Below are 16,976 nucleotides of genomic sequence, written 5' to 3' on the forward strand. Positions count from 1 at the left end.
CCACGGGGTAAAATTTCAATTGGCACTGGCTTAACAAGCACCCTGTTGAGTTCTCAAACAACCAACACACACCGCCGCGGTCCGCAAGTCTTGCTCGCCGCATCCGGGGCAACTTCTCTACTTTACCAGATCGCTCGCTGTTGTCAAGTCCGTAGGTCCGGGCTTTTCAACTTCAAGCGGGTTTCCCGAGCATAACAACGCCGCCGTATCCGGCGATCTTGTTTCGGGAGATCCAGTAGGACCGACCGGCACCGGAGCATCTCGCTCGCTTGCCCGCCCGGCTCCCCACCGGCTTTCCTACCTTACCAGCCCGTTCCGTCCTGTCAAGTTCGCGTTTTCCGCTTGTCGACCTTCTGGAACGTTCCTCCCGCGCACGGCTCCGGACACCGTTTCCGGTGCCTGTGTCCTACTCGGGATTCCAGTAGGCCGGCCGACCCTCGCGAGTCCGCCCGGTTCCCTACCGGCTGGAGTACCTTACCCGGTCGGCTTCGCATTCGCAAAATTCGCTCTCGCACCGCCCAGTGGCACCAATCCGACAAACCGGTCGTTTCCGCCCAGCCCCTCGGACCTGGAAAACCGTACGGGGAACGGCGTGCCCGAGTCAAATCGGCCGTGCGCTGTGCGCGGCGAACAGGGAGGATGACGGAATGACGCCCTATCCCCGCGCGGACGCGTTGATGGAGATGCTCTTCCCGTTGTGGCAGCTCGTCATCGGTGCGGTCGTCGCCCTGGTGCTGGTGGTGGCGTCGTGGCGGCTGGCGCGCCGGGGGCCGTCGCGGATGGGAACCGTGCTGCTGATCACGGGCGGCGCCATCGTCGGCATCACCGTGTTCGGGATCCTGTCCGCCCGGACCGTGTGAGCTCAGAGACGCCGGTTGGCCAGACTCGGCACGGTGGCGCGGATCTCGGCGAGCCGCTCGAAGTCGAGATCGGCGAACGTGACGCCGACGACATCCGGCGCCTGGGCGACGACCGTCCCCCACGGGTCGACGACCATGCTGCGCCCGAAGCAGGTGCGGTCCGGGTCATGGTTGCCGATCTGCCCGGCGGCCAGGACGTAGCACTGGTTTTCGATGGCCCGGGCGCGCAGGAGCGGCTCCCAGTGGTCGCGGCCGGTGTGCAGCATGAAGGCCGCCGGCACGACGAGGACCGTTGCGCCGTCGATGGCGAGCTTGCGATACAGCTCGGGGAAGCGCAGGTCGTAGCAGATCGACAACCCGACGTGTGCCTGCTCGATCGCCACGATCTCGAGCGTCTCGCCGGGGGCGACGGTCGCGGACTCCTGGTACGAGACGCGGCCGGGGATCTCGACGTCGTAGAGGTGGATCTTGCGGTAGGTGCCGGCGAGGGCGCCGCCGCGGTCGAAGACGAGCGTGGTGTTGTACGTGTGGTCGGGGTCGGGGCCGGTCTCGTGGAACGAGCCGGCGTGCACCCACATGCCGAGCTCGCGGGCGGCGTCGGCGAAGAACGTCGCGTATTCGCCGTCGATCGGCTCGGGCTTCGGCGCGGTGGCGGCCCGGCCGAGGTGGTCGGTGTACTCCGGGAGCACCGCCAGGTCGGCGCCGCCGGCCGCGGCCCGTTCGAGCAACTCGCGGGCGACTCGCAGGTTGGCCGCCCGGTCGTCACGGGCGTTGAGCTGGCAGACGGCTACGCGCATACGAACCAGCCTACGGGCGGCGGCCCGTCAGCACGAGGTCACCGCGATCCTCCCCGGAGGGGCCGCCGGAGGCGGGGAGCCCAGCGCGACGCGAAGGTGGCAGGGAGGGCCCCCAGGGGCCCGACCGGTGTCTGACGGGAGCAACGGCAGTAGTCCGGCGGGCCTGAGCCATGCATGGGCTCACGCGGCGCTCAGGGCTCTCGCGGGCTCTCGTGGGCTCTCAGGCCGACTTCTCCTCGCGGTCCGCGCGGCGGCGGCCGACCCGGTGGGCGGCCAGGTCGCGCGGGACGATGGTCGGGATGACCTTCTCCAGGACGACCTCGCGGGTGATCAGGACGCGGGCGATGTTCGGGTTGCTGGGCACCTCGTACATCACGCTGAGGAGGACCTCCTCCATGATCGCGCGCAGGCCGCGGGCGCCGGTGCCGCGGAGGATCGCCTGGTCGGCGATCGCCTCGAGGGCCTCGGGGGCGAACTCCAGCTCGACGCCGTCGAGCTCGAACAGCCGCTGATACTGCCGCACGAGCGCGTTGCGCGGCTCGGTGAGGATCTTGACCAGGGCGTCGCGGTCAAGGCTCTTGACGCTGGTGATGACCGGGAGGCGGCCGATGAACTCGGGGATCAGGCCGAACTTCAGCATGTCCTCCGGCATGACGTCGCTGAAGGCGTCGTCGGCCGTGCGGTCGGTGATCGAGCGGAGGTTGGCGCCGAAGCCGGTGCCGCCCTTGCCGACGCGCTGCTGGACGATGCGGTCGAGGCCGGCGAAGGCGCCGCCGCAGATGAACAGCACGTTGGACGTGTCGATCTGGATGAACTCCTGGTGCGGGTGCTTGCGGCCGCCCTGGGGCGGCACGTTGGCGACCGTGCCCTCGATGATCTTCAGCAGCGCCTGCTGCACGCCCTCGCCGGACACGTCGCGCGTGATGCTCGGGTTCTCCGACTTGCGGGCGATCTTGTCGACCTCGTCGATGTAGACGATGCCGGTCTCGGCGCGGCGGATGTCGTAGTCGGCCGCCTGGATCAGCTTCAGCAGGATGTTCTCGACGTCCTCGCCGACGTAGCCGGCCTCCGTCAGCGCGGTCGCGTCGGCGATCGCGAACGGCACGTTGAGCATCCGGGCGAGCGTCTGGGCCAGGTGCGTCTTGCCGCAGCCCGTCGGGCCGATGAGCAGGATGTTCGACTTGGCGAGCTCGACGCCGTCGCCGCCGGAGTTGCCGCCCGACTCGGCCTGGACCCGCTTGTAATGGTTGTAGACCGCCACCGCGAGGGCCTTCTTGGCCTGGTCCTGCCCCACCACATACTGGTCGAGGAAGGCGCAGATCTCCATCGGCTTGGGCAGCTCGTCGAACTTGACGTCGCCGGACTCGGCGAGCTCCTCTTCGATGATCTCGTTGCAGAGATCGATGCACTCGTCGCAGATATACACGCCGGGACCGGCGATGAGCTTCTTCACCTGCTTCTGCGACTTGCCGCAGAAGGAGCACTTCAGTAGGTCGCCGCCGTCGCCGATCCGTGCCACCTACGATCTCCCTGCCTTCGGCCGGACCAGGGTCCGGATCGCAAACCTGCTTCCGCGCCGTCTGGGACGGCGCTGGCTACTGCCTCGACGTTACCTGGTGGTGGCCCGTATTCCGACCCCCTACGCGGGGGTGTCTTTCAACCGGCCGCCCGACGACAGTCGTCGGGAACCTCATCGGCTCGCCGAACCCGGAGGTCAGGCGAGCCGATGAGCACGTCACGGGCCTCAGGCGCCGGTGGCGGCGAGGGCCGACTTCTTGCGGCTGACCAGCACGTTGTCGACCAGACCGTACTCCTTGGCCTCGTCGGCCGTCAGGATCTTGTCGCGGTCGATGTCCTTGCGGACCTTCTCCACCGGCTGGCCGGTGTGGCGCGAGACCATCTCCTCGAGCTGGGTCCGCATGCGCATGATCTCGCGCGCCTGGATCTCGATGTCCGAGCCCTGCCCGTAGCCACCCTCGGTGGCCGGCTGGTGGATGATGATCCGCGAGTTGGGCAGCGCGAGGCGCTTGCCCGGCGTGCCGGCCGCCAGCAGCACCGCGGCCGCGCTCGCCGCCTGGCCGAGGCAGACCGTCAGGATGTCCGGCCGGACGTAGAGCATCGTGTCGTAGATCGCCGTCATCGCGGTGAACGAGCCGCCGGGCGAGTTGATGTACAGCGTGATGTCGCGGTCCGGCTCGGTGCTCTCCAGCGTCAGCAGCTGCGCCATCACGTCGTTGGCCGACGCGTCGTCGATCTGCACGCCGAGGAAGATGATCCGGTCCTCGAACAGCTTGTTATACGGGTTCGTCTCCTTGATGCCGTATGACGTGCGCTCGACATACGACGGGAGGATGTAGCGGTTGTGCACCTCGCGCAGCGCCGGGGGCAGGCTCAGATCGGTCATGGCTTCGCTCCTCAGGCCAGAGTTCCGGCGCCCTCCGGAGCCTGCTGGGCCCCGGTGATCACCTTGTCGATGAAGCCGTAGTCCCGCGCCTCTTCGGCGGTGAACCAGCGGTCACGGTCGGAGTCGGACTCGATCTGCTCGAGCCCCTGCCCCGTGTGGAACGCGACGCGCTCCTGGAACATGCGCTTGGTGTAGAGCATCTGCTCGGCCTGGATGGCGATGTCGGAGGCGGTGCCGCCGATGCCGCCGGACGGCTGGTGCATCATGATCCGCGCGTGCGGCAGCGCCATGCGCTTGCCGGGCGCGCCGGCGCACAACAGCAGCTGGCCCATCGACGCGGCCATGCCCATCGCGACGGTGGCCACGTCATTGCTGACGAACTGCATGATGTCGTAGATCGCCATGCCCGAGTAGACGGAGCCACCGGGCGAGTTGATGTAGAGCCAGATGTCACGCTCGTCGTCCTCGGCGGCGAGGAGGAGCATCTGGGCGCAGATCCGGTTGGCAACCTGGTCGTTGACCTCGCTGCCCAGGAAGATGATGCGCTCCTTGAGCAGCCGGTTGAACACCGAGTCGTCGAGCGTCAGGCTCGTGTCCGCGCCCCGACCGCGCCCGTTGGGCGCGGGACTGACTGGCGACGCTGGAATATGCAGGTCGGTCATGGCAGCCCTTCGCAAGAGTCTTGTACAACCGACCCTAACCGGTGCGGGGAGCGCCAGCTTCCCATGCTCACCGCATTTCGCTATGAGCGCACCGTGGCGGCCGGGGGATGTTCACCCCCGGCTCGCTCGCGGGGTCAGTGGTTGTGGCCCTCGTGGTCGCCGTGGTCGTGGCCCTCGTGCTCGTCGGCCGCGCCACGCAGGTCGTCGAGGCTGAGCGTGGCGCCCTCGCTGTCGACGATCTTGACCCGCTCCAGCACGATGCCGAGCGCCTTGCCACGGCGCACGTCGCCGAAGACGGCGCCGGCCACGCCGGCCTGGACCAGCTGGTCGTAGTACTGCTGGGGGCCCATGCCCGCCCGCTGCGCCCGGTGGACGATCTCGTGACCGAACTCGTCGTCGCTGACCTGGACGTCCTCGGCGTCGGCCAGGGTGTCGAGCACCAGCTGCACCTTCACGCCCTCGACGGCCGCCTCGTTGAGCTCGGCGTCCATCTCCTCCTCGGTCTTGCCCTCGGTCTGCAGGTAGTCGTCGAACGAGGCCCCGATGCGCTGGAGCTGGTCGTTCATCGACTCCTTGCGCGACTCGACCTCGTCCTTCACGACGCCCTCCGGCGCCGGGACGTCGGTCGCGTCGATGACAGCCTTGAGGGCCAGGTCACGCGCCGAGTAGAGCTGCTCCATCCGCTTCACGCGGGTGAGCCGCGTGCGCAGGTCCTCCTTCAGCTCGTCGAGCGTGTCGAACTCGCTCGCGAGCTGGGCGAACTCGTCGTCGACGGCCGGCAGCTGCTTGTCCTTGACCGACTTCACGGTCACCGACACCTCGGCGTCGCGGCCCTCGAACTCGCCGCCCACGAGCTGGGTCGTGAACGTGGTCGAGTCGCCGGCGCCCATGCCCACCAGCACGTCGTCGAGGCCCGGGACGAGCTGGCCGCTGCCCACCTCGTGCGAGATGTTGGTCGCGCTGCCGCCCGGCACCTCCTCGCCGTCGACGGTCGCCACGAGGTCGATCTGCACGAAGTCGCCCACCAGCGCCGTGCGCTCGACGGTCTTGAGCGTCGCGAACCGGTCGCGCAGGCCCTTGAGCTGCTCGTCGACGTCCTCGTCGGTGATCTGGAGCGCGTCGACGGTGACCTCGATGCCGCTCAGGTCGGGCAGGGTGATCTCCGGCCGCACGTCGACCTCGGCCGTGAACTTCAGCGGCTGCCCGTCGGCGAACTCGGTGATCGCGACCTCGGGACGGCCCAGCGTGCGCACCTCGTGCTCGCGCACCGCCGCGAGGATCTGCGTCGGGATGACCTCCTGAACGGCCTCGTTGAGCACATTCCCGCGGCCGACCCGCTGGTCGATCACGGCCGCCGGCACCTTGCCCCGGCGGAACCCGGGGATGTTCACCTGCGAGCCGATCTCCCGGTAGGCCTTCTTGAGGCTTGGCTCCAGCTCGGCGAACGGCACCTCGATTTCGAGCCGCACGCGCGTCGGGCTCAGGGTCTCGACGGTGCTCTTCACAGAACTTCTCCCTCTAGTTCACGTTCGGCGGCTTGCCTGGGCTGTGGTTCCCGGTCGGGGTGGCGGGATTTGAACCCACGGCCCCTCGCTCCCAAAGCGAGTGCGCTACCAAACTGCGCTACACCCCGGTGGTTTGCGTCGGCAAGTGTATGCGGTAGGCCGGGGCGTCCGCCGCTCGGTATGCCGGTGTCGCACCCCGTGGACCCCCGCAGTCGGCGCGGGGCGGGGCGATTCGGTACGCTGTGGGCGCGCGGGCGTAGCTCAATGGCAGAGCTTCAGTCTTCCAAACTGACGGTGGGAGTTCGATTCTCCTCGCCCGCTCTCATTCTTTCACCTGGTCACGGGCTAGCCCGTCCCCGCCGGTCGCGGGTCATGAGCTCCACGGTCGTGCAGCCGTCCCCCTGGTTCATCCCGGAATCCGCCCTTTTGCGGATCGGACTCCAGGACGGTCGCCAGCCAGCGTTCCCGGCCGGGCCGCCGGTAGACGGCGGTCGGCCCGGCCTGCCGGCGCGTCTTCCCGTCGCCGGCCTCCCGCAGCGTCCGCCGCACGCATGCTCGCCCGGCCGCGGCGGCGAGGGTGTTGCCGGTGTGTCGCGGGTCGTGGAGCCGGCCGCCCTCCGGAACGCGGCAGCGCGCCCTCGTCTCGGGTGAGATCACGGCTGTCCGCGACGAACTCACCGGCGATGAACTCACCGGCCAGGTGCGCACGCAACGCGACCGGACGCCCGGGCTGGAGGCCGCCCGCGCCGCGTCCCGTCGGGAAACGCCGCCTCGGGGCGGTCACCATCAGCGCCGCCCGCCGGGTGGTTCGGTCGGGGCCGCCAGCAGGGACTCGGCCGTCGACCTGCTGATGACGAGGCTGATCTCGCGAGTGGCGCAGTCGGGGTCGGTTGCCGCCGGCTGCAGCAGGGCCTCGCCGGGCACGCCCGCGTTGCATCGGGGACCGAAGTTGCGGATCGCCGCTTCGGGGTCGGCGAAGGCGAGAATCCGTGGCCGTCCGCCGCCGTGTGTGGTCCTGCCGGCGCCGAAATCGCCGGCCGCGAAGATGCGTCCCTGCGCGTCCTGAGCCGGTGTCCCGGTGCCGGCGATGCCGATCGTGGACGCACGGAACAGCACGACGAAGCGTTCGTAGCTCTCCGGGGTCCCGGCATGTTCCGCCATGACGTCCGGGAGACGCGCACGGTACCCGGCCGGGCGACGCGAAGCGGTCAGGCCAGGTCGAAGGTGGACGTCAGCGCAGGGACGTCCCGGCACAGGGCCGCGTCCACGGTCAGCAGCGGGCGGTTCCGGGTGTCCAGGACCGTGACCAGCGCGACCACCACCGACCGCGTCCTGGGCAGGGACAGCAGCTTCCGCTCGCGGTCCGTCGGCAGGCGGGCGCCGAGCCGCTCCAGGACCCGGTGCGAGAGGACCCCGCGTGAGCGCTCCAGCTGCTCCAGCAGCGGCACGTCCGGCGCGGCGGTGAACGGGGCCGGCGTGTACCAGGCCAGCATCGCGAAGGGCTCGTCCGCGTCGCCCAGGACGTGCCTGCCGGTCGCCAGCGGCGTGCCCGGAACGCAGGACAGCGTCGGGGCGATCGACGGCGGGGCCGGGACGACCGCACCGCCCACGCGGCGACCGTGGCGGTCCGGCTGCAGCAGGACCTGCAGGCGGCGGGGCAGCGCCACCAGGCGGGACTGCGGGCGGCCCAGGACGACCCGGCCGCGGCCGCGGATCGGGTTGACCCAGCCGTGGCGGTCCAGGTGGCGCAAGGCCCGGACCACCGTGTTGCGGGACGTGGCGAACTCGCGCATCAGGGCCGCCTCGCTCGGGAGGAGGGCGCCCGGCTCGTAGTCCTGGTGCTCGATCCTCGCCTGCAGTGCGGCGAGGATCTGGGCGTACTTCACAGCCGGCACCGCGGGAACCCCCATCGACGAAGGGCGAAGGCTGCGGGCCGCCCCACACACTACGACGCCGGCCAGCGGACCGGGAAGGCGCCGAGTTTCGCTTCGTGCTGGCGGTCGCCGCGTTCGGCGTGGCCGGCGGGCTTGGTGCAGCGGACCTCCACGTCGCCGCTGGCGGTGGGCGTGGTCTTCACGGCGGTACAGATCTCCATGACCGCGGACACTACCCGAACGCCAGTTCGAAAAACTCGTGGATCAAGGATCCGACCTGCGGAAACGTCCAGTCTATGCCCGGGAATCCGAATCCAGCCGAGCCGCCCGCGCGCGGAGGTAGCGCTGCTGCGGCAGGCTCCCCGCCAGGTCGGCCGCACGCAGATAGGCCTCGCGGGCCGCCGGCACGGAGCCGGACATCTCCAGCAGGTGCCCGCGGACGGCGTGGAAGCGGTGGTCACCCGACAACGACGACAGGTCGGCCAGCAGCCGCAGGCCGGCGGACGGCCCCGACGCCATCGCCACCGCGACGGCGTGGTTCAGCGCCGTCATCGGGTTCGGCGCCTGCTGCAGCAGCAGCGAGTACAGCGCCACGATCTGCGGCCAGTCCGTCTCGGCGGCGGTCGGAGCCTCGTCGTGCACCGCCGCGATGGCCGCCTGCAGCTGGAACGGGCCCGTGGCGCCGCGCGGCAGGGCCGCGGTGATCAACGAGATCCCCTCGGCGATGCCCGCGGCGTTCCACAGCGACCGGTCCTGCTCCGCCATGGGGATCAGCGAGCCGTCCGCGGCGGCGCGGGCCGGGCGGCGGGCGTCCGTGAGCAGCATCAGCGCGAGCAGGCCCGCGGCCTCGCTGTCGTCGGGAAGCTGCGCGTGGACCGTCCGGGTCAGGCGGATCGCCTCGGTGGACAGGTCGGCGCGGTGCAGCGACGGGCCGGACGTCGTCGCGTAGCCCTCGTTGAAGATCAGGTACAGCACGTGCAGTACCACCGCCAACCGGTCCTGCCGCTCGGCCGGCGGCGGCAGGCTGAACGGCAGCCCGCTGGCCTGGATCCGCTGCTTGGCGCGGGTGATCCGGCGGGTCATGGTGTCCTCGGACACCAGGAACGCGCGGGCCACCTCGCGCGTGCTCAGGCCGCCGACCGCGCGCAGCGTCAGCGCGACCTGCGCGTCCGCCTTGAGGGCCGGATGGCAGCACATGAACAGCAGGATGAGCGAGTCGTCGGTACCGGAGACGGCCGGGACCTCGAACGACCAGCGCCACGCCGTCTCCTCGCGGCGCCGCCGGGCCTGGTCGGCGCGCAGCAGGTCGGTGAGCCGGCGCGACGCCACCGTGACGAGCCAGCCGAGCGGGGCGTCGGGCACCCCCTCGGCGGGCCACTGCGTGGCGGCGGCGAGCAGCGCCTCCTGGACCGCGTCCTCGGCCGTGTCGAAGTGGCCGTAGCGGCGCACGACCGCGCCCAGGACCTGCGGCGCCAGGCGGCGCAGCAGGTCCTCGACGGTGACGTCCACGCCTAGAAGCCCAGTTCGGCCGACGACTCCACGATCGGGCGCACGTCGGCATACGCGGTGGCGGCGGCGCCGGCCGGGGCCGGGCACTCGCCGAGCCGCATGGCGATCTGGGTCGCGCGGTCGAAGCTCTCGCACTCGACGATCCAGTAGCCGGCGAGGACCTCCTGCGTCTCCGCATAGGGCCCGTCGGTGACCAGGGCCGGGGCGCCGCCGATCCGGCGGGTGTGCACCGGCGCATCCAGGCCCCGGGTCTCGACCAGCTCGCCGGACTCCTCCAGCTCCTGGTTGAACGTCGTCATGAACGCGTGCATCGCGGCGAAGTCCTCGCCGGTCCACTCGGTCTCGGCGGCCTTGCCGGCCATCGCGTCGTAGTCGCGCTGCGAGGCGTAGGTCAGGATCATGTACTTCACGGTGGGCTCCCCTCTGAGCGATTCTCGTCAGGGACGTCGGAGCCGGACACCGGATCCGGACACAGGAACGGCAGCACCTCGGCGGAAAATGCCGCGGGGGCGGTGCTGTGGATGCGGTGGCCGACCGGCACGGTCACCAGCCGGCACTCGGGGATGGCCGCGGCCAGCTCGGCGAGCCGGGCCGGCGAGATGTGGCTCCTCGATCCGCCGGACAGCACCAGGGTCGGCGCGGTGATCCGCCGCAGGCCCGCCCACCAGTCCGGCTGCGGCTGCCGCAGCTGGGTGACCGCCGAGCGCAGCGCCCGCGGGTCGAACGCGCGGCCGCGCAGCGCGAGGCCGGACAGCACCAGCCGGGCCCGGGAGAAGCTGCCCGGCGGCGCCGGCGGGTCCTCCAGGACGAGCCGCGTGACGCGGGCCGGCTGCCGCTGGGCGACGAGCGCCGCGGTGAAGGCGCCGAGCGAGTGCCCGACCAGGGCGACCTCGTCGAGGGCGAGGTGGTCGAGCAGCTCGACGACGTCGTCGGCGAACCCGGACAGCGGATACTCGCCGGCCCGCGGGCTGTCGCCGTGCCCGCGGAGGTCGGGGACGATGATCCGGCGGTACCGCAGGAGCCCCGCGAACCCGGACCAGGTGGCCCGGCCACTTCCGCCCCCGTGCAGGAGAACCACGGCGGGGCCGCTGCCGTGGTCGTCGTAGGCGAGCTTGAGTGCGGAGCGCAGCGGCGCATGGGGCGTGTGGGGCGTGGACCCCCCACGAAACCGCCGGCGAAGCCGCGGAGCCAGCAACAGCCTCACGTCCCGAGCTGGTCGGCGACGTCGTGCAGCACGCTCACCAACTCCTGCATCGGGACCGGCCGGCGGTCGGACTCGGCGACGTCCTTGCCCTCCTTGGTGTACAGCGGCGGGCGGACGTGCAGGCCGGCGTCGAGCGGGCAGGCGGCGATCTCGTCCTGCCAGCCCGGCCAGCGCCACGTGTTGTAGAACTGGTCCACCGCGCCGCCGAGCATGGCGTAGAGCCAGTCGGTGTAGCCGAGGCCGAGGTCCTCCCAGCGCAGCGTGTCGGGCGCGAAGTAGTGGATCGTCGGTTGCGCAGCGTCACCCTGGCGCCAGACGAACTCGCCGCCCATGACGTCCTGCGCGACGACCAGGCCGGCACCCTCGAAGGTCGAGTTGACGGCGTGGATGTCGGCGAGGCCGCGGTCGGGATCGCCGGACGCGAGGATCCGCAGCCAGCCCTGGTCGACGACCAGGCCGCCGCTGAAATACACCAGCGCGCCCAGCCACGAGTTGGTCGTGACCTGCAGACGGTGCAGGCAGGAGGCACCGCGGTCGGGCTCGGTGGGCAGGACTTCGACGGCGCACGGCGAGCCGCTCACGGCGGCCTCGATCTCGGCCCACGCGGACCGGTCATCGGAGATCAGCTCCGCGAGAGATCGCACGCAGCCAACTGTACGGGCCGAGCGCCGTCTGACACGAACGGCGGAAAACGGCGCTGAATGATTGTCATTCACGTTTTCCGCCTGTCCTCACGCGGATACTGAGAGTCACTATGCCGAACATGACTCGTCGCTGGTTGATCACCGGATGCTCCACCGGTCTGGGGCGCGCGCTCGCCGAGGCGGTCGCCGCGTCCGGACAGCAGGTGCTGGCCACGGCCCGGCGCCCGGAGACCCTGGAGGAGCTCCGGGAGCGGTACCCGCGCACGCTCGCCAGCTGCGCACTCGACGTCCGTGACCCGGACGACTGCCACAACGCGGTGCACGCCGCGCTCGCCCGGTACGGCGGGATCGACGTGCTGGTCAACAACGCCGGCGTCGGGCACTTCGGCGCCGTCGAGGAGGTCACCGACGCCGAGCTGCTCGCCCAGCTGGAGGTCAACCTCGTCGCGCCCTGGCGGCTCACCCGCATGGTGCTGCCGCTCATGCGCGCGCAGGGGTACGGCGACGTCGTGATGGTGTCGTCGACCGCCGGGCGGCTCGCCTACCCCGGGCTGGGCGCCTACTCGGCCGCCAAGCACGCGCTGGAGGGCATGGTCGACACGCTCGCGCTGGAGCTGGCCGGCACCGGCGTGCACGTGACGGCGGTCGAGCCGGGCTGCTTCGCCACCGAGTGGGGCACGTCGGTGACCGAGTCAGCGACGCACCTGAGCGCGTACGAGCCGGTGACCGGGCCGATGCTGGCCGGCACCCGCGCGATGAAGGAGCTGCCGATGGCGCTGCCGCCGGAGCTGTTCGCCGCCGAGGTGCTGCGCCTGATCGCCGACGACGACCGCCCGACCCGCCGGCCGATCGGCGAGGACGCCTGGACCGCCCTGCTCGACGCCGCCCAGCGGGAGCACACCGCGCTGCTCAACGCGCGGCCGGTGCCCGCCGCCGTCTAGCTCGGCCGCCTCTCAGGCCGCCTCGACGATCAGGGCCGCACGCAACGCCGTCAGGTCGGCGTCGCGCAGGCCCTGCTCCCGGGCCCAGCCCTCCATGCCGCCCCACCGCTCCCGCACCAGGTCCAGCAGGCTCGCCATCAGCGCCGCCTCCGGCTCCCAGACCAGCACCGACGGGGGCCGGGGCGGCAGGCCGAGCCGGTCGAAGACGACGCGCACCCGCTCGTGGATGGTCGGCATGGCCGCCGCGGTCGCCGCGTAGTCGGCCGCGATCACCTCCTCCGGCACCCCGAGCAGGCCGAGGACGACCGCGGCCAGCACGCCCGTGCGGTCGCAGCCGGCCTCGCAGTGGAACACCGCCGGCAGGGCGTCCTTGCCGGCCAGCACCCGCACGGTGCCGGCGAGCACGTCGCCCTTCTCGTCCAGGATCGCCAGGTAGTGCCCGACCAGGTCCTCGGCGCCGCTCACGTCGGCGATCGGGGCCGGGTAGTAGCCGACCCCGAGGCGGGCGAACGGGCCCCGGCCGAGGTAGGTCACCTCGTGCTCGCCGCGCAGGTCGATCACCGTCGCCAGGCCCACGTCGTCGACCAGGCGGCGCGCGTCGGCGCGGGTGGCGTAGGCGAGGGAGTCGCTGCGGAAGAGCACGCCGGGGCGGACCGCCCCGCCGTCCGCCGGGAGGCCGCCCAGATCGCGGAAGTTGACGAGGCCCTCCAGTCCCCCGTCGAAGCGGCGCCGCCGACGGAACCGCCTCACCAGATCATGCCCTTCAGCCAGCCGTAGAAGCGCATGAACCAGCCGACCTCGCGCAGGTACGCGATGCCGGCCAGGGCCAGGAACAGGCCGGTCACCGCGTGGGCGCCCTTGGCGGTGCGCCGCACGCGGCCGAGGCGCTGCTCGAGGATCAGGCGGCCGAGCAGGCGGACGAGCGCGAACACGCCCACGGCGACCGCGAGCACCACCAGGAACGCGATGAACGGGCCGGTCAGGCTGCCCTCGGAGTCGAGCGCCCAGAGGCCCCAGCAGATGAACGCGACGAACGCGCCCGTGCCGGTCAGCTCCCACCCGATCTTCAGGGCGCGGGCGCGTTCGCCGGGCTCCGGGCGGTACCGCGGGCGATCCTCGACCGGGTCGGCCGGCATCATCCCGGTCGGGTCGGGCGCCGGGCGCGCGACGACCTTGGCGCGGCCCCGCATCTGCGGGACGCCCTCGGCGTTGACCGCCACCCCGCTGGGCGAGACGGGCACGCCGGAGACCGGCGGGGCCGAGATCGGCGGGGCCATCGCGGTCGGCGTGGCCCGCGGCGGCACCTGCTGGTGGAACGCGGTGATGCCCGAGGTGGCGGACCGCAGGGCGACGAGCTCCCGCTCCAGGCGCTCGATCCGCTGGTACGCGTCGGTCTCCGTGCCCGTCACCGACGGACGCGCCCGGCCGACGGCCCGGCCGGTCTCGGTGGTCTCCGGCTCGTGCCAGTCGCAGCCGACGTCGGGCAGGCCGGCCCGGCGGACCAGCTCGGACAGCCCGGTCAGCCAGCCGGCCAGCTCGCGGGTCTCCGGGCGGTCGGACGGCCGGTCGGCCAGCGGCGCGTGCAGGTGGTCGCGCAGCGCGGGGAGCTGCTCCAGCAGCGGGTGGCGGCGCAGGACGTTCCACGGCGGCGGCGAGGCGTCCTGGTGGCGCTGCCCGTGCTGGTCGCTGCGGCCGTCGACGCGCGGGTAGGCGCCGGTCACCAGGAAGTACGCCACGGCGCCGAAGCCGTGCACGTCGTACGCCGGGCCGACGTACTTCACCCCGCCGAACGCCTCCGGACCGCCCGACTCCGGGGTGTAGGCGATCTGGGTGATCTCCTCCTCGCGGTAGTACCGCGCGCCGGTGAAGTCGATCAGTCGCACCTCGCCGGTCGCGAGGACCATCACGTTCGACGGCTTCACGTCCATGTGCAGCACCGGCGTGGCGCCGGTCTCCTGCGGGTGGTGCAGGTGCTGGAGGATCAGCGTCAGCGTCTTCAGCGCGGAGACGGCGTTGAGGCGCCGCGCGCCGGGCGCCGACCCGGACCGCTGGGCCACGTACTCCCGCAGGTTGATCCCGTGCAGATAGTCGTACACCTGGTACGGCACCGCGTCACCCGGCGCCGGACGCTCCCCCGGGCGGTGCGGCGGCGGCCCGTAAAAGCCGTCGGCGCGCCGGCAGATGGCCGGGACGCCGCGGTTGTTCAGGTCCATGAGCGCCGCGTCGCCCTTGTCCCACGAGCGCAGCTCGTCGGCGATCGGGCGCTGCGGGTCGACCCGGAACACCTTCACCGTCATCGGCGCCGACGTCACCCCGCCGCAGACCCGCACGGCACGGTAGACGTCGGCCTGCCCGCCCGAGCCCAGATGGGCCACCAGGCGGTACCGCTGGAACGTCTCCGCCAAAGGGCTCGCCGGACCACAGACGAGGTCCAGCAACGCACCCTGCGTCATGACGCCACTCCCCCCAGCAACATTGTTTCCCCCAGACATTTCGAGAGTAACGAGCGTGCAAATCGGTCGCGCTCAGTGGAGGTCACGAGGTAGACACAACCGGATGAGCGACTATGCCCTGCGCACCGCCACCGCCGAGGACGTCGACGCCTTCAGCCGCGTGATCCGGGACGCGTTCGCGATGCCCGGCGCGCCCGACCCCACCGACTCGATCCGGACCGTGATCGAGCTTCCGCGGTACCTCGTGATCGAACACTCCGGGCAGGTGGTGGCCTCGGCGGGCGCGTTCACCCGCGACCTCGCCGTGCCGGGCGGTGTCCTGCCGGCCGCCCACGTGACCGCGGTCTCGGTCGCCGCGACACACACCCGCAAGGGCCTCCTGCGCCGGATGATGACCCACCAGCTGGGCGACGTGCCCGAGGCGATCGCCGTGCTCTGGGCCAGCGAGGGGCGCATCTACCAGCGGTTCGGCTACGGCCTCGCGGCGCAGAGCGTGGCCTACCACGCCGACCGCCGGGAGGTGTCGCTGCGGGTCCCGGCCGCCGCCGGGACGCTGCGCGCCGCGTCGCCAGCCGACGTGGTCGAGGAGCTCGCCGAGGTGTACGACCGGGTGCTCCCCGGCCGGCCCGGCTGGTCGAGCCGCAACGCCGCCTGGTGGGCGCACCTGACGAGGGACCCGGAGCAGCACCGCGACGGCTACACGGCGAAGCGCGCGGTGCTCTTCGAGCACCCGTCCGGGACCGTCGACGGGTACGCGCGGTACAAGGTCCGCAGCAAGTGGAACGACAACGGGCCGGAACACGAGATCAACGTCCTCGAGGTGGTGGCCGCCACGCCGGCCGCCTACGCCGAGTTGTGGCGCTTCCTGCTGCGCATCGACCTGAGCCGCACGGTCGTCCTCGGGCTGGGCAGCGTCGAGGAGCCGCTCTTCCACATGGTGGACGAGCCGCGCCACCTCGGCGGCAAGGTCGGCGACGGGCTGTGGCTGCGGATCGTGGACCTGCCACGGGCGCTGACGTCGCGGAAGTACGCGGCGCCGGTGGACGTGGTCCTGGAGGTCACCGACGCGCTCCTGCCGCAGAACGCGGGCGTCTGGCGGCTGCGGGTCGGCGCGGGCGGCGCGCTGGTGCACTGCACGCGCGCCGACGACGCGGCCCCCGACGTCACGCTCGACGTGGCCGACCTCGGCGCCGCGTACCTCGGCGGCACCCGCCTCGGGACGCTCGCCCTCAACGGGCGGGTGACCGAGCACCGGCCGGGTGCGGTGGCCGCGGTGAGCACCGCGTTCGGGTGGTCGGTGGCGCCGGTGTCGATCGAGATCTTCTGATCGGTCCGCGGGGCCGGGGGAGGCGGTAGGGTGGGGCGATGGGTGGGATTCAACGCCGGCGGCGGCGCATGCGCCAGCATCAGCCGGTGAGCCCTGACCCCGCCCCGGCCGCTCCCCCCGAGGCGATCACCGCCGCGGAGGAGCCCGCTGCAGAGGCTGCTGCAGCGCCCGCTTCGGGGCCTGCCGGGGTTGCCGGGTCGCGGGGACCTTCGGAAGGCTCGGACGCTGCGGAAGTCCCGGTCGCCGGGAGTGCCGCGCCGACGAGTGGGGCGCCGGTCACCGCGAAGCCGCACCCACCGATCCCGCGGCCGCCGCTGCATCCCCATCCCCCGGCCCCGGCCTCCGTCGCGGCCCCTGGCTCGGCCCTCGGCTCGGCCCTCGGCTCGGCCCCTTCGGAGAGCACCGAGCCGCCGCGGCCGTCACCGCACCACCTGGCCGAGCTGTCCGGGGCGTTCGCCCTGACCGCGAGCGTCCACGACCCGGAGCCGGCGGAGCCCGAGCCGGTCGACCACGACCATGATCCTCATCACCACCACGACGCGCACCACCATCACCACCACCACGACGAGGTGGTGTCCGAGCGCGGCCTGCGTGGCCTGGTCGGTGGGGGCGCGTCGCAGGTGAGTGTGTCGGCGGCCATGCGCGCCCGGGACGCGGCCCGGCCGACCGACGAGGATCTCGCCGCGGCCGACCGGGACCTGCAGATCATCCGCCGCGGGTGGGTGCCGCGCGAGGAGCTGACCCGGCCCGGCCGCCGCTCCCCGACGAGCTGAGCGCGGCGCCTGCCCCGCCGGCC

The 16,976-nt window shown here is 71.9% G+C and carries 18 protein-coding genes and 2 tRNA genes; 5 read left to right on the plus strand and 15 right to left on the minus strand.

What is annotated here, in order from left to right:
• The first annotated feature begins 647 nt into the window (after window positions 1–647).
• Window positions 648–860, plus strand: a complete 213-nt coding sequence (locus IEZ31_RS43280; RefSeq protein ID WP_190255962.1) for a hypothetical protein — start codon at window positions 648–650, stop codon at window positions 858–860.
• A 2-nt stretch (window positions 861–862) separates the two neighbouring features.
• Here IEZ31_RS43280 and IEZ31_RS43285 read toward each other — a convergent pair whose 3' ends face one another.
• The 6 genes from IEZ31_RS43285 to IEZ31_RS43310 all read right to left on the minus strand — a co-directional run bounded on the left by IEZ31_RS43285 (window position 863) and on the right by IEZ31_RS43310 (window position 6,356).
• On the minus strand, window positions 863–1,657 hold the full coding sequence (locus tag IEZ31_RS43285; protein ID WP_190255963.1) for a carbon-nitrogen hydrolase family protein: 795 nt from the start codon (window positions 1,655–1,657) through the stop codon (window positions 863–865).
• Window positions 1,658–1,877: 220 nt separating this feature from the next.
• A complete protein-coding gene (clpX, locus tag IEZ31_RS43290; protein ID WP_190255964.1) occupies window positions 1,878–3,176 on the minus strand; it encodes an ATP-dependent Clp protease ATP-binding subunit ClpX in 1,299 nt (432 codons plus the stop codon).
• Window positions 3,177–3,401: 225 nt separating this feature from the next.
• A complete protein-coding gene (locus IEZ31_RS43295) occupies window positions 3,402–4,061 on the minus strand; it encodes an ATP-dependent Clp protease proteolytic subunit (protein ID WP_190255965.1) in 660 nt (219 codons plus the stop codon).
• An 11-nt stretch (window positions 4,062–4,072) separates the two neighbouring features.
• The gene (locus IEZ31_RS43300; RefSeq protein ID WP_190255966.1) at window positions 4,073–4,723 is read right to left on the minus strand and encodes an ATP-dependent Clp protease proteolytic subunit; all 651 of its coding nucleotides are present in this window, start codon (window positions 4,721–4,723) and stop codon (window positions 4,073–4,075) included.
• A 134-nt stretch (window positions 4,724–4,857) separates the two neighbouring features.
• Entirely contained in the window at window positions 4,858–6,228 is a 1,371-nt protein-coding gene (tig, locus tag IEZ31_RS43305) for a trigger factor (RefSeq protein WP_190255967.1), read from the minus strand.
• A 54-nt stretch (window positions 6,229–6,282) separates the two neighbouring features.
• Window positions 6,283–6,356, minus strand: a tRNA-Pro gene (locus IEZ31_RS43310).
• 122 nt (window positions 6,357–6,478) lie between these two features.
• Here IEZ31_RS43310 and IEZ31_RS43315 point away from each other — a divergent pair.
• Window positions 6,479–6,549, plus strand: a tRNA-Gly gene (locus IEZ31_RS43315).
• 465 nt (window positions 6,550–7,014) lie between these two features.
• Here IEZ31_RS43315 and IEZ31_RS43320 read toward each other — a convergent pair.
• The 7 genes from IEZ31_RS43320 to IEZ31_RS43350 form a co-directional block, all read right to left on the minus strand.
• Window positions 7,015–7,389 carry a hypothetical protein gene (locus tag IEZ31_RS43320; protein WP_190255968.1) on the minus strand — a complete coding sequence of 125 codons (375 nt, stop codon included), beginning with the start codon at window positions 7,387–7,389 and terminating at the stop codon, window positions 7,015–7,017.
• Window positions 7,390–7,436: 47 nt separating this feature from the next.
• Complete coding sequence (locus IEZ31_RS43325) at window positions 7,437–8,114, minus strand: GntR family transcriptional regulator (RefSeq protein WP_190255969.1); 678 nt, start codon at window positions 8,112–8,114, stop codon at window positions 7,437–7,439.
• Window positions 8,115–8,173: 59 nt separating this feature from the next.
• The gene (locus IEZ31_RS43330) at window positions 8,174–8,323 is read right to left on the minus strand and encodes a hypothetical protein (RefSeq protein WP_190255970.1); all 150 of its coding nucleotides are present in this window, start codon (window positions 8,321–8,323) and stop codon (window positions 8,174–8,176) included.
• A gap of 73 nt (window positions 8,324–8,396) precedes the next feature.
• A complete protein-coding gene (locus IEZ31_RS43335; protein WP_190255971.1) occupies window positions 8,397–9,611 on the minus strand; it encodes an RNA polymerase sigma factor in 1,215 nt (404 codons plus the stop codon).
• Between the two features lie 2 nt (window positions 9,612–9,613).
• Window positions 9,614–10,012, minus strand: a complete 399-nt coding sequence (locus IEZ31_RS43340; RefSeq protein ID WP_229836699.1) for a YciI family protein — start codon at window positions 10,010–10,012, stop codon at window positions 9,614–9,616.
• A gap of 5 nt (window positions 10,013–10,017) precedes the next feature.
• The gene (locus IEZ31_RS43345; RefSeq protein ID WP_190255973.1) at window positions 10,018–10,815 is read right to left on the minus strand and encodes an alpha/beta fold hydrolase; all 798 of its coding nucleotides are present in this window, start codon (window positions 10,813–10,815) and stop codon (window positions 10,018–10,020) included.
• Window positions 10,812–11,459, minus strand: coding sequence for a DUF2625 family protein (locus IEZ31_RS43350; RefSeq protein WP_229836690.1), 648 nt, complete (start codon window positions 11,457–11,459; stop codon window positions 10,812–10,814). Before IEZ31_RS43350 ends, IEZ31_RS43345 begins: the two co-directional genes overlap by 4 nt.
• 119 nt (window positions 11,460–11,578) lie before the next feature.
• Here IEZ31_RS43350 and IEZ31_RS43355 point away from each other — a divergent pair, with 119 nt between their 5' ends.
• Entirely contained in the window at window positions 11,579–12,400 is an 822-nt protein-coding gene (locus tag IEZ31_RS43355) for an SDR family oxidoreductase (RefSeq protein WP_190255974.1), read from the plus strand.
• A 12-nt stretch (window positions 12,401–12,412) separates the two neighbouring features.
• On the opposite strand, the gene IEZ31_RS43360 is transcribed toward IEZ31_RS43355, so the two are convergent.
• Both IEZ31_RS43360 and IEZ31_RS43365 read right to left on the minus strand, forming a co-directional pair.
• Entirely contained in the window at window positions 12,413–13,150 is a 738-nt protein-coding gene (locus IEZ31_RS43360) for a tyrosine-protein phosphatase (protein WP_190255975.1), read from the minus strand.
• Window positions 13,147–14,853 (minus strand): serine/threonine protein kinase, encoded by a 1,707-nt coding sequence (locus tag IEZ31_RS43365; RefSeq protein ID WP_190255976.1) that lies wholly within the window; start codon window positions 14,851–14,853, stop codon window positions 13,147–13,149. Before IEZ31_RS43365 ends, IEZ31_RS43360 begins: the two co-directional genes overlap by 4 nt.
• A gap of 103 nt (window positions 14,854–14,956) precedes the next feature.
• On the opposite strand from IEZ31_RS43365, the gene IEZ31_RS43370 reads away from it, so the two are divergent.
• Both IEZ31_RS43370 and IEZ31_RS59590 read left to right on the plus strand, forming a co-directional pair.
• Window positions 14,957–16,180: a GNAT family N-acetyltransferase gene (locus tag IEZ31_RS43370; RefSeq protein ID WP_190255977.1), complete on the plus strand. Its 1,224-nt coding sequence runs from the start codon at window positions 14,957–14,959 to the stop codon at window positions 16,178–16,180.
• A gap of 431 nt (window positions 16,181–16,611) precedes the next feature.
• Window positions 16,612–16,953 (plus strand): hypothetical protein, encoded by a 342-nt coding sequence (locus tag IEZ31_RS59590; protein WP_373294783.1) that lies wholly within the window; start codon window positions 16,612–16,614, stop codon window positions 16,951–16,953.
• The last annotated feature ends 23 nt before the right edge of the window (window positions 16,954–16,976 follow it).

The sequence above is a fragment of the Dactylosporangium sucinum genome (assembly GCF_014647515.1).
Lineage (GTDB): Bacteria > Actinomycetota > Actinomycetes > Mycobacteriales > Micromonosporaceae > Dactylosporangium > Dactylosporangium sucinum.

Bases quoted from the DNA above. Each gene is read 5' to 3' on its own strand.
- IEZ31_RS43295 (WP_190255965.1), bottom strand. From the start codon at position 4,061: ATGACCGATCTGAGCCTGCCCCCGGCGCTGCGCGAGGTGCACAACCGC.
- IEZ31_RS43355 (WP_190255974.1), top strand. From the start codon at position 11,579: ATGACTCGTCGCTGGTTGATCACCGGATGCTCCACCGGTCTGGGGCGC.
- IEZ31_RS43280 (WP_190255962.1), top strand. From the start codon at position 648: ATGACGCCCTATCCCCGCGCGGACGCGTTGATGGAGATGCTCTTCCCG.
- IEZ31_RS43330 (WP_190255970.1), bottom strand. From the start codon at position 8,323: ATGGAGATCTGTACCGCCGTGAAGACCACGCCCACCGCCAGCGGCGAC.
- IEZ31_RS43340 (WP_229836699.1), bottom strand. From the start codon at position 10,012: ATGATCCTGACCTACGCCTCGCAGCGCGACTACGACGCGATGGCCGGC.
- IEZ31_RS43370 (WP_190255977.1), top strand. From the start codon at position 14,957: ATGAGCGACTATGCCCTGCGCACCGCCACCGCCGAGGACGTCGACGCC.
- IEZ31_RS43320 (WP_190255968.1), bottom strand. From the start codon at position 7,389: ATGGCGGAACATGCCGGGACCCCGGAGAGCTACGAACGCTTCGTCGTG.
- IEZ31_RS43285 (WP_190255963.1), bottom strand. From the start codon at position 1,657: ATGCGCGTAGCCGTCTGCCAGCTCAACGCCCGTGACGACCGGGCGGCC.
- IEZ31_RS43365 (WP_190255976.1), bottom strand. From the start codon at position 14,853: ATGACGCAGGGTGCGTTGCTGGACCTCGTCTGTGGTCCGGCGAGCCCT.
- IEZ31_RS43300 (WP_190255966.1), bottom strand. From the start codon at position 4,723: ATGACCGACCTGCATATTCCAGCGTCGCCAGTCAGTCCCGCGCCCAAC.